Genomic DNA, 12,221 nt, shown 5'->3' with positions numbered 1-12,221 from the left:
CTGCCCAATACAACGAGGCAGTCTATTTTCATACAATAAAGAAAGAAGCAAACAAGAAGATGGCCAAAAAAATTTTTTACCCTGCAGAATATATTTTATTCAGAAGCTTAATATTTGAATATTCAAAATTTCATTTTGCGCAAATTCCAATAACCGTAAATCGCCGCTTCTTCTAATTTTCACTCTGTTATCTTCTCTCTCTACAATCACACCTCGAATGTTTTCTGATTCTGTTTCAATGATACATAGCGCTTTAGGTACATAAGATGGCAAGTTCGTTAAATAATCGATTTTCTCGGCAACCGTCATCTCCGTAAATCGTTTCCGATGCTCACGTATATCCGTATCGCTCCATGTTTCTTCTTCTTGCTCTGCCTCTTCCTCTTGTTCCGTCACTTCTTCTTGCTCCGTCACCGCTTTCTCCTCTTCCGTCTCTGCTTCAGTTTGTGTAGCATCCTCAGCTTCTTCAACCACCATCTCATACTTTTCTTCCACTTCTTCTACATCTTTGACTTCATCTTTTACCTCTTCAACATGTTGCTCTGTCTCATCCTTCTTTTCTTTATATGGTGTTTCCGAAACATCCTTTTCCTTTTTTATAACAACTTTTTGCATCGGAGCATTCATTCTTTGAAAGCCCGGCTGCGCAATATACAACAATGGCTTAGGTGATGGTTTTCTTTTCATGCAATTTTCACCTCCTGTTCATGTTTATTCTATGCGTTCCCTCTCTTTTTTGATGACCAGAAAGTGAACAGGAGGGATTGTGCATGAAGTCACAAGCGTTTCGTCTTGTCTGTTGCTTAGAGGAGGAATTAGAGAGGCCTGATCAATCTATCGATAGAAGCGGAAACCGAACCATTCATCAGCTGGCAAAATACGAACGTTTTTCTGGAGGATCGAACAAACGGCATATGCAAACAGCTACGGTCGCATGAATCTCGTTCACTCGCTTTTTCGTCAGCGTGACAGAAGCCCGAACCACGCCGCTTTCATCTCCATTTCAAGGGACGGCGTTGTTCGGCCAGCGGATCATCCACGCGCTTCTTACCAATGGTAGTCTCCCACCTACACTTCAACTTAGAGGCGGGAGACTTCTCGATGAATATGTTTTAAACGACTTTATATAAGATCCATCGCCAGCACACATGATTTTTTCCTATATCTCGTTATGATTCAATGACGGTTAATTTTTCTTCCGCTTTTGTCCGCGGTCTGGCCTGTGGGATCGAAGCAGGGTAGCCAATATGTAATAGCCCAACAATTTTTTCTCCCAGCTCTACTCCTACTTTTTTGCGGAAAGATGGCGAATAAATATTGGCTCCTGTTTTCCATATAACGCCAATTCCTTTTTCCCATGCAGCCAGTTGGAAATTTTGGATTAAGGCACTTGTTGCCGCTAAATCCTCCTCCCATTGCTTTTGACGCGGATCTTCCTGCATGACGACTAATAAATGCGCTGGAATCGGTTGCAGCTTTTCTCTTAATAGATCAATATTCTTTCCATTATTGGATTCTTGAGCAATCGCATCAATCAGTTTTTCTTTTCCTTCATTCACAAACAGTATAAAACGCCATGGCTCTCTTAATCCATGATTAGGCGCCCAAACAGCTGTATTTAATAATTCACATATCACTTCTTTTGGAATGGGATCTTCTTTAAACTCCTTAATCGACCGACGCTCTTTAATGGTATGAGCTACTTTGTATTCCTGCTGCATGGTGATCATTTATGCCTCCTTATGATAATAATAATGATTTTCAATTACAATTATTTCAAAATTGAAGGAATTTGTAAATGTCTTTCCCTTCAGCCTTTTCTTCACCTTGCTCCTCATTAGATATGAATTCCCCCACCTGCGTCTATTATCATTGCAGCACTTCTCCCTTAGATGCCTGCTGAGGCTCTATCACCAAATTGTGCCATATAAAGACGATAATAAGCTCCTTTCCGCCGCATGAGCTCATCATGGCTCCCTTCTTCAATAATCCGCTGATCCGCTACCACGGCAATCCGATCAGCCTTTTTAATAGTCGCCAGCCGATGCGCAATCACAATGGTTGTTCTTCCCTGTGCCAAATGATCCAACGCTTCTTGCACAGCTTGTTCGGTTTCTGTATCTAAAGCGGATGTAGCCTCATCTAAAATAAGAATAGACGGATTTTTTAAAAACATCCTTGCGATCGCGATTCTTTGTTTTTGCCCGCCTGACAGCTTCACTCCTCTCTCCCCGATCAACGTATCTAATCCATCCGCTTGACTGTAGATCACATCTTCTAATTGCGCTTTTCTTGCGGCTTCCCAAATTTCTTCTTCTGTTGCATCTAATTTGCCGTAAGCAATATTATCGCGGATGGTGCCATCAAAAAGATAGACATCCTGTTGCACAATGCCGATATGTGAACGCAGAGACTTTAAAGAAATATCCTGAATATCGATTCCATCAATCATGATGCGGCCACGATCTCGCTCATAAAATCGCGGCAGGAGATGGCAAATCGTCGATTTTCCCGAACCTGAAGGCCCTACCAATGCAATGGTTTCTCCCGGACGAATATGAAGATTTAAGTGATCCAGCACACGTTTATCATGTTTATAGGAAAACGACACATTCTCATAACGAATTTCCCCATGGACATGTGACAGCTGAAGCGCATGAGGGTGGTCCGTAATTTCTGGTTTTGTCTCTAAAAACTCGATAAAACGTTTAAAGCCGGCAATGCCCTTTGGATATGTTTCAATGACCGCGTTAATTTTTTGAATGGGCCCGATCAACACGTTGGCTAATAATAAGAAAGCGATAAATTCACCATATGTCATTTGCCCATCAATCACAAACCACGCTCCTGCCAGCAGCACAAACAAGGAAAGAATTTTCGTTAAAACATAATTCATGGATGAGTTATTGGCCATAATTCGATAAGAGCGCAGTTTTGTCCAACGAAAGAGATCGTTGCTTTCTTTAAATTTCGCAATTTCATGCTCTTCATTAGTAAAGGACTGCACAACACGAATACCGCTTACATTGTTTTCAACACGTGCATTAAAGTTTGCAATATCGCCAAATAGCTGCGAAAATGCCGCGGACATTTGCTTCCCAAAATAAATCGTCAACAGCATAATAATCGGAACGAGAATAAAAATCATCACGGCCAGCTTGGGGTTCACCGCAAGCATAATCCCAAATGTGCCAAGCAACGTCATGATGGCAATAAACAAATCCTCTGGACCATGATGAGCCATTTCTCCAATATCCATTAAATCGTTCGTCATGCGTGAGACTAAATGTCCCGTCTTTGTGTTATCAAAATAGCGAAAAGAAAGCTTTTGAACGTGCTGAAACGATTCGTTGCGCATATCTGTCTCAATATTGATCCCTAATTTATGGCCCCAATACGTAACAACGTAGTTGAGCAAAGCATTCAAAAGATAAATGAACAACAGTCCTACACAAGCCCATAATATTAGGCTCCAATTCCCGCTCGGCAATAGATCGTCTACCACTTGATTCACCGCAAGCGGAAACATTAATTCAATAATGGCTGCTAATACAGCACAAGAAAAATCAAGCAAAAATAATCTTTTATATGGTTTATAATAAGCGAAAAACCTTCGAATCATCTTTACTACCCCCTTTTCATCGAAGCTCTATATACATTGTACAGACTTCAGCGCTTCCCCGCCATTCACTCTTTCTCTCTATCGCCTTCCAAACTCGAATCAATTTTCAAATGTCGATAACAACCCATTTAAAATAGGTCGCGGACACCTAATGAATGATAATGAAAATCATTTTTGATTATAATTTTACAATCAAGCTCTTGTCAATAAAAGAAAACGTCTGGATTGATGCTGCGGTTGCCCTATTTTTTTAATCCTGCTGGATCAATTTATATGAACCTTCCATCAGATTCCGTGAGGCTGTCCAATGCTTATCCTTGACCGTTCCAAGGGGTTCTGGGATACTGAAAAAAAGCGGGAAAAGGAAAGAAACCAGAGCTTGATCACGCTGATTCCTTCACGTTAATGGAAATTATACTGTCCACTTTTCGGACCGCAGTGCACAAGCGCCGTTTTTCATACTTTTCCCTTTTGATTGCCGACTACTTTATGAGCAATATCTACTTTTTTAGTTAAATAATTACTATAATCAAAAATATATCATTATAATAAACCCAATCGGTCACAGCTATAGGATTGTAGTTATAAATTAACTTCATCGTAGAGTCCAAGTGTGAAGCAGCACCAGAATTATTTATAAAAAACAAAGATGATGAATGTGATGAATGCTTCAATAAGTAATATCACAAGGACATAATAATCGTTCATTTTATCATCTTTCGATAGGAATCTTTGACCTATATAATTTAAAATGAAAAATACAAAAGATGTCAATCAAAATAAGAAACAGATTTTCAAAAGGATTTTAACGAAGAGATATGTAAAATTTGTACTATTCATTTCTTTAGAAAGATCCAGATACTTATTGTTCCATTACCTCAACTAACGAAACTAGGAGGATATATATGAGCAACAGCGCAAAATTATTGTTTAGCTATTTAAAAGATTTTAAAAAGAACTTGTCCATCGCTTTTCTTTTATTAGTTGTTCTTTCTGCGATTACGGTACTTCCAGGATTAATCATTAAGAATATTTTTGATTTTGGAATAGCCAAAAAAGATTATCACTATGTTCTTATATTCAGTGCAATACTTGCATTCGTATATGTAAGTAAGAGCATGCTCAACTATTTTTCCAATGTAGTTTTTACAAAAGTAAGCCAAAATATCGTATTGAATATTCGGCAAAATATATCAACACGGCTACTGAAGCTACCTATGGAGTTTTTCCATTTTTACCCCAGCGGATATATTACATCAAGATTAAATGAGGTAAACCATATAGGGGGATTGTTTTCTGCCAACACCTTTAAAATTTTGCTAAGTTTTTTTGAACTAGTTGCTACCTTTATTATTCTGACAACAATTAATTCCAAATTAACATTCATTTTATGCCTGTTAATGCCAGTATATTATATAATTTCAAACAAATTCTTGTCTTCGATATTTCATATATCTACTGAAACTGCTGAAAAAAGTGCCGTTTTAAACAACAAAATACAGCAGTCCGTACAGGGGATCGAAGAAGTTAAAAATCTCTCAGTAGAGGATAAGGAAACAGAAAAAATCCATTCAGCAGCTAAAGATCTAGTGGCTGCCAATATTAAACAATCAATCTTTTATTCAATTGGTATGGAATTAATTGTTTTGGTTGGTTCGCTGTCTTCTGTTTTATTAATCGTTATGGGCGGGAAAGATGTCATATTGAACAACATGACAATAGGCGGATATATGGTATTTATGAACTATCTCCCTAGACTGTATTCGCCTATTCAAAATATATCGGCTACTGTTCTGACAATCCAGCCGGCATTAGTAAGTCTGAAAAGGCTTCATATATTTATGGAGCAAATAGGAGAAGATGAGGAGCAGAATAAAGTCAAAATAAATGATATTAAGAGCATTGAGTTTAAAGGCGTATCTTTCAGATATAAAGAAGACCAGCCCTATATCTTGAACAATGTAAGTTTTTCACTAGCCCCTTCTGATAATCTTCTAATAAAGGGGAAAAATGGAACCGGCAAAACAACAATACTTAGAATATTAATGGGATTATATAATGTGCAAAAAGGACAAGTTCTTATAAATGGAATACCGATTCATGACATCGATAAAAAATCGCTTCGGAAAAACATTGGCATCGTATCGCAAAAAATCTATTTATTCAACGATACAATTGAAAACAATATTAAATATGGTGTAGAAAACGTTGATTCGAATACTTATATGGAAGTGCTGAGAGCGACTGGTTTAGATGATATGATAGAAAAATTGCCTGATAAAGAAAAGACATTAGTCGGGGAAAACGGTAAAAATTTATCAGGAGGCCAAATTCAACGAATTGCTATTGCCAGAGCTCTTTTAAAAGGGGCAACCATCATCATGTTTGATGAAGCAATTTCTCATATGGATTTTAGCGGTAAAGAAAAGATAAAGAAATTAATCGAAAACGGCTCATCACATTCCATTTTTATCATTATAGACCATGGCAATGATTTTGAGTCAGTATGTAACAAAATCATCCACTTACATGCCCATTCCCAAGGAGAAGCAATCATGGCCACCAATTAGCAAAACTCATGATTTTATCGTAAAATTTGCAATGATGTTCACATGTTACAAATTGCCTAGATTTTGTGCTCTTTGGACAATTTGACTCTTCCCCGATCCATGTCCCAGCCTGTGAGAAAAATCCATCACTCCTTCTGCGTGTAAGGGGAAGTATTGGATACCCTGATGAAAAAACCGAGGCCGGTGCCTCGGTTTCTATCATTTTTTATTCTTTTGCTTTGAGCATAACCTCCCCCACCTCTACTCCGTTTAGAAGTGGGGTCTTCTCAGTGAATGTGTTAAAACAACAGTCGATGCTCCAGAAAGCATTCGTTTCATCTTATATAATAAAAATTTATTAAAATCCCTCTATCTTTTCCTTTTGTTTTTTTCTATAATTTTCAAAAGTCTATTATTTTATTCATTTGAGGTGAGGCGAATGATTCTATTCATACTAGCGAATATAGGTATCTTGCTGCTGATGCACTTATTCATTCAAGCCCTTTACTTGCAAAATGATGAAGAGAAATATTTCTCTGCTAACCAAGTCAAATGGCTGCATATTCTGATCGTGTCGTTGGCAACCATCAGCTTGTTTGATTTGCTGGCTATAAACAGCGGACAGAACTGGAATTGGCAAACGCTCCCCCTTGTCATTTTAGCTATGCTGCATGGTACAAGCTATGCTCTTCCTGCCCTTTGCTTCGTCGTTGCGTGGAGGTGGATATTAGAAGGAGAAGGTACCTTTGCAAGCATTTTATTCGAATGGATGCTGCCTACTTTTTTATCCCTTTTATATTATCGCTTCAAGCTCAAAAAAGGATTTCATTACATCCAAGTGTTCTTCCTCTTTTCTTTCATTTGGCTAATTTCCCAGTTTCCGATCCTTCTTTTTTCTCCTTTTAATGGAGAGGTATTTCAAAAGGAAACATTCATTCATTTTCTTTCCTTTCAACTAGGAGCACTTCTATTGCTTTTCTTCATTTATTTGGGCAAAAAGCAGCTCCAGCTTATAAGAAAGCTCCGATTTTACGCGGACCACGATCCCCTTACCCATTTATACAACATGAGAAAATTTGTAGAGGTCGTCAACAGCCAAAAACAAGGACCGTCTTATTATATCGCGATGCTTGATATCGATTTTTTTAAAAGAATCAATGACACATATGGGCACCAAAACGGGGATGAAGTATTAAAAAAACTAGCCGATATGATTAAGGAGTTTATTCCAGAGCGAATCATTGTTGGACGTTACGGGGGAGAGGAATTTATTATTTGCATCATGGTATATAGTGAAAAGGAAGCGGTTGCACTGCTTGAGAATCTTCGGGGTGCCATTGCCCAGCATACTTTCTATACAATAGATGGAACAGAAATGCCGCATATCACCGTCTCCATCGGTCTTGCGCGATTAAATAGGCAAACGGGGATTGAAAAAGCAATCGAACAAGCTGATCAATATTTATATATAGCCAAGCAAATTGGCCGCAATCGAATTGTGTTTCAACAACCTACTATTCCATCGTAATGCCATTTCTCTCTCCTTTGAACGGGTCCCGCTTTCCTTTACGCTATGCGTAGAAGCTGAAATGGCTCGCTCAATCAGTAGAAGGACTATGAACGAAGCTTAGATGCGGCGATCTCCTTCTTTTTTCGCGCGCTCCCGTTCGTTTAAATGCTTAATTTCCTGAATCATCACTTTTACTTGTTCCTTCGCATCAGGATACAATTGATTCCAGTGTTGTCCAAGCGCGGGCATAGATTTGGCAATATGGGAATAAAGAATCCAAACCTTGACCTTCTCTTTTAACTCATGATTGCTTTGTCCAAGCAGCAATTCTGTATACTTCTCAATAAGTGCTTCAAACTGTTCGATAAAGGATTCATTCATTTTTTATCTCCCTCCGATATCCTTTATTTGATCATCAGCTAACATAAAAGAGGCCATCTTCACTACCTCAGCCCAGCAAGCCAATAAGTGCCACTTGTTCAGCTGCTAAACCATATAGCGGCGACTACTTTAAAAAAATTAAACGACAACAGGTGCTTGATGTTCCATCCCTAACCCCATATTCTCAACAGCGATCCATCGTCCCGCTTCCTTGTTCTTTAAAAAAGAGGCCGAGAATCTTGCCGCATGTTGTATCCATTATAAACAAAATTTTACCAACATCGCAAAAAATGCGCCCGGTTTGCTCGCAACTATGTTTGCTACTATATGATGAATACAACTTGATACGGCAATATTCCTTAAGAAGTGAGCAGGTGATAACCGATTTTAACTGTTGGTTTTTACAGATATCATTTACTCATCGTATTTACACGGCACAAGAACAACAAATGCATCCATTTATTTTCCACCATCATGAAAACTATCACTCGCAGAGGAAGCGAATAATCTCTGGAAAGCTATCGTCAGACAAGCCGTTTTATCGAAGAGCTGATTGTCCCCCTATTGTACAAATCAAGAGACATGTTATATAGTTTATGAAGAAAATCATTCGTGATTCCGAGCACAATTGGATAAGCCATGCTGCCAAAAAAGGATGATGTGAAAATGACGAATAATGACATGACATATAACATTCAGCAAGTAGCCGCCATAACAGGGCTTTCTAAGCAAGTCATCCGCAAATGGGAGGAACGGTATGGAATCGTTCAGCCGAAACGGCTTGACAACGGATACCGCATTTACTGCGATGAAGAAGTGCAACAGCTTCTATATGTGAAATCTTTAGTAGAGAAAGGCCAGTCTGTCAAACAAGCAGCGCTGCATCTAAAAGAAAAAGCGGCACTCAACCAGAAAAACTTGAACGAACAGGCGGATGACACGCATTCATGGGCTCATGAATCTGTTTGCACATTACTTCATGAGGGAGATCTTTATCATGAAGCAGCTATCTATCGCACTCTACAACGATCATATCAGATCTATGGATTGCAGCCCTTCCTCCATTCCATCGTCATTCCCTTTTTGCAAGAGGTAGAAAAGCGCAGGGATCAGGGGCATTGGAGAAAAGATCAAGCAATGTTAGCAAGTGTAGTGGTTCGCGATGTTCTCATCCAAATACGCCGCAACTTCCCTTGCCATGAACATGCGCCATTGCTGCTGGGTGCATGTTTTCCTCAGGAACAGCACGAAATTTGGCTGCAAATCATTTTATTAGAATCTTTGCTTTGCGGCTGGAAGACGATCATGCTTGAACGAATTTCTGCCTTTGATGTCATCGAGTCGGCCGTTCAGCAATTAACACCAAAAAAAGTGGTGCTGTCAGCTTATACAACGGCTTCCTTGGAACAAAATAGCGATCTTCTTACAAAATGTCATCATGTTGCCAAACATTATCCGCACATTTCATTTTATATTGTGTCCCCTGATACAACATCGTATATCCAAGAAGGAACAGCTCCAAATTTACAAATGACCGATGACATTTTCAGCCTTGTAAAAGACCGCTAAAGCAAAGGAACAAAGCTCCCCCGTTTCTTTTGCTCACTAATGAATGAGCAAAAGAGCGATAGATGTTTGACATGGAAAGAAACGATCAGATGTCAACATTATGAGCCGCTTCACAGCCCGGACATGGGACTGCAAGCGGCTCTGCCTTCCCCTGCTGCGCACATGTCCCTGTCCCCCGTCTTTCCCAAAATCCATTCGTTTTCTCTTAGAGGGGGATTTATATAGTAAATATGTATTTATGAGCCTCCCTCCATTTTGTTAAGAGGTGAGAGACTTCTTCATAGGTATATGAAATCATTTTGATAGAAACTTGGTAAAAAATGAATACTAGATGGATAGAGTCAATCTGTAATCATCTTTTCATACGAAAAGGCCTCACAATGGGGGGAGCGAGCTCATCCCACCTATTTCACAGCCCATAAAAGTAAATATCTCTTAGAATGTTAAGGCTTATAGGAGCTTCTCTTATGAATGTTTCTTTGATATTCCTTCAACAAATATTTTTCTGCGATCATAGGCAAACAGAATCATTGCTGCTCCTAAGCCCGCACAAATCATATACATAAATGAGTATGAAGAGAGGTCAGCTACCGGTCCCATAATGACCCCACCTAATGAAACCCCTAAATCGGCCATAGCAATAAATAATCCCAATAATACATTGCGGTTCATCTCCGGCAGGACAAAGGTTAAGTATGTTGTTAACGTTGGATAGAGAAGGGCTTGAGCGATCCCCATCAAAATGGCACCAACATAGAAAAATATCGCTCCGCCGATTATAGAAAAGCTTACACACTGTGCGGCTACGGCTAAAATCAACATCGTTCCCATGATAAAAGAAGAATGCCATTTGCCATCTGAAGGAATCTTTTTTCTTAAAGCAAAACGAGCAAAAACAACAGTACCCGCCTGAAGCATAAGATAAATTCCCGCATTACCGCTTTTTAATTGCGCAGCATATAGTGGGATAAAAGTGGTGATAGCTCCGAATACAATAGATGCCACTAGCATCAGTACGCTACATTTAAATAAGAATGGATTTTTTACTAACTGGCTAAACGATTGAAGCATCCTTGCCCCTTGTCCAGCATGGTTGGCAGCAGGCTGAGTTTCTTTTTTATCCATCTTTGCACTATATCCAAACAGCCCTGTAAAGATGGCAATGGCGATCATCACCACTGTAAAGTAATCCATCCCTCCTTGCCAAATCCCTAATGCCAGCATGGGACCAATAATGCCTGGTATATATGAAAATAAAGAATATAATGAAATGCCCTGAGAGCGATCCTTTTCTGGCAACGCATCAATAATCCCTATCTGTAATGCCATTGAAAAAAAAGCGGTCGACACCCCTTGCAACATCCGGGCAACCAGAAAGCCTCCTAACTCAGTAAACGTATAGAGGATTAAAGCAAGTCCATTGATAATAAGAATGATGCGTAACACGTTTATCGGTCCATGCTTTTGGATCATATAACCGGCCCATGGCCGAAAGAACATGGTAGTAAACAGATAGGCTCCCATGATCATGCCAATGGTTGTATTGCTTGCTCCCAACGTTTCCCCTTGTAACGGAATAATCACATTCAAAATAGAATTGGCACTAAAATAAAGAAAAACCAACATATATAAACGCAGAAAAGGCCAAGACATAGCTCCTCGCAATATTTTCTCCTCCTATATAACTACAAATATTCACGGTCCGGTCGAAAGGCACGTCCACAACTCTGGCTTTTTGTTACCACGGCACTCTCCTTTTAAGCCCATGAATGGTGGTAAGCCCCCACTAACCATTGAAAAACATGCCGAACTTCATGGCTATGGTTGCCATGCCAACCGTTATTAAAAAGTGATAATCATTTGTAATAACTTTCTAGCATATTCTGACTGAACATCCTTTAAGTGTTCAGTTTTAACGATCTCTTCGATTTGACCGTTTCTAAAAAAAATGACCCTGTCACAAATATAAGCGGCGGCCTGTATATCATGGGTTATGAAAATATAACTCATATTGTAACTTTTCTTTAACTTTTTTAATAAATCCAGCACCTGGGTTTGAACAGATACATCTAAAGAGCTGATTGCCTCATCTAATAAAATGCATTTCGGTTCTGTTGAAATAGCTCTTGCTATACACACTCTTTGGGCTTCTCCTCCAGATAATTCATGGGGATATTTTTTTCTATAAGATGGATCTAATCCAACCTGATTTAATAGATGATCAATCTTGCTTTGAATCTCTTTTTGCCCCTTTTTTTGCCCTTTTAAAGGCTCCATAATGGCTTCTTCCACAGTAAAAAACGGATTGATTGAGGAGATATATTCTTGAAATACAGCACTAATGTTCCCTACTCTCACTTTTCTATCCTGTATGTTTTTCCCCTCAAATAAAACAGTTCCGCGATCCGGCTTTTCAATTCCAAGAATTAAACGGCCCAATGTTGATTTTCCGCTTCCACTTTCTCCGATAATGCCGAGACATTCACCTCTTCTACATTCAAAACTGACATTTTTCAAGATTTTCTGTTTTTCCCTCGAGAATAATCCACCTTTTTTATAGCTTTTCTCCACACAATCAACTTTCAGCAAC

10 protein-coding genes are annotated in these 12,221 nt (G+C 39.1%); 4 read left to right on the top strand and 6 right to left on the bottom strand.

Annotated elements, in window-relative coordinates; translation table 11 throughout:
* Positions 1-99: 99 nt before the first annotated feature.
* Positions 100-687: a CotO family spore coat protein gene (locus AT864_RS10100; protein WP_066148780.1), complete on the bottom strand. Its 588-nt coding sequence runs from the start codon at positions 685-687 to the stop codon at positions 100-102.
* 83 nt (positions 688-770) lie between these two features.
* On the opposite strand from AT864_RS10100, the gene AT864_RS17920 reads away from it, so the two are divergent.
* Complete coding sequence (locus AT864_RS17920; RefSeq protein ID WP_156450527.1) at positions 771-938, top strand: hypothetical protein; 168 nt, start codon at positions 771-773, stop codon at positions 936-938.
* Between the two features lie 231 nt (positions 939-1,169).
* On the opposite strand, the gene AT864_RS10095 is transcribed toward AT864_RS17920, so the two are convergent.
* Positions 1,170-1,730 (bottom strand): nitroreductase, encoded by a 561-nt coding sequence (locus AT864_RS10095; RefSeq protein WP_066148778.1) that lies wholly within the window; start codon positions 1,728-1,730, stop codon positions 1,170-1,172.
* Between the two features lie 158 nt (positions 1,731-1,888).
* Positions 1,889-3,622, bottom strand: coding sequence for an ABC transporter ATP-binding protein (locus tag AT864_RS10090; protein ID WP_066148777.1), 1,734 nt, complete (start codon positions 3,620-3,622; stop codon positions 1,889-1,891).
* 905 nt (positions 3,623-4,527) lie between these two features.
* On the opposite strand from AT864_RS10090, the gene AT864_RS10085 reads away from it, so the two are divergent.
* Both AT864_RS10085 and AT864_RS10080 read left to right on the top strand, forming a co-directional pair.
* Positions 4,528-6,192 carry an ABC transporter ATP-binding protein gene (locus AT864_RS10085; protein ID WP_044742786.1) on the top strand — a complete coding sequence of 555 codons (1,665 nt, stop codon included), beginning with the start codon at positions 4,528-4,530 and terminating at the stop codon, positions 6,190-6,192.
* 418 nt (positions 6,193-6,610) lie between these two features.
* Positions 6,611-7,699, top strand: coding sequence for a GGDEF domain-containing protein (locus AT864_RS10080; protein WP_066148775.1), 1,089 nt, complete (start codon positions 6,611-6,613; stop codon positions 7,697-7,699).
* A gap of 99 nt (positions 7,700-7,798) precedes the next feature.
* On the opposite strand, the gene AT864_RS10075 is transcribed toward AT864_RS10080, so the two are convergent.
* A complete protein-coding gene (locus tag AT864_RS10075; protein ID WP_066148773.1) occupies positions 7,799-8,062 on the bottom strand; it encodes a DUF2573 family protein in 264 nt (87 codons plus the stop codon).
* A gap of 666 nt (positions 8,063-8,728) precedes the next feature.
* Here AT864_RS10075 and AT864_RS10070 point away from each other — a divergent pair.
* Positions 8,729-9,631 (top strand): MerR family transcriptional regulator, encoded by a 903-nt coding sequence (locus AT864_RS10070; protein ID WP_066148771.1) that lies wholly within the window; start codon positions 8,729-8,731, stop codon positions 9,629-9,631.
* Between the two features lie 465 nt (positions 9,632-10,096).
* On the opposite strand, the gene AT864_RS10065 is transcribed toward AT864_RS10070, so the two are convergent.
* Both AT864_RS10065 and AT864_RS10060 read right to left on the bottom strand, forming a co-directional pair.
* Entirely contained in the window at positions 10,097-11,296 is a 1,200-nt protein-coding gene (locus tag AT864_RS10065; RefSeq protein WP_066148770.1) for an MFS transporter, read from the bottom strand.
* A 177-nt stretch (positions 11,297-11,473) separates the two neighbouring features.
* Positions 11,474-12,220 (bottom strand): ABC transporter ATP-binding protein, encoded by a 747-nt coding sequence (locus tag AT864_RS10060; protein ID WP_066148768.1) that lies wholly within the window; start codon positions 12,218-12,220, stop codon positions 11,474-11,476.
* Position 12,221 lies beyond the last annotated feature (1 nt).

It is taken from the genome of Anoxybacillus sp. P3H1B (assembly GCF_001560855.1).
Taxonomy (GTDB): domain Bacteria; phylum Bacillota; class Bacilli; order Bacillales; family Anoxybacillaceae; genus Anoxybacteroides; species Anoxybacteroides rupiense.
The sequence above is the reverse complement of the archived record's forward strand: the minus strand, read 5'-3'. Positions and strand labels throughout refer to the sequence as shown.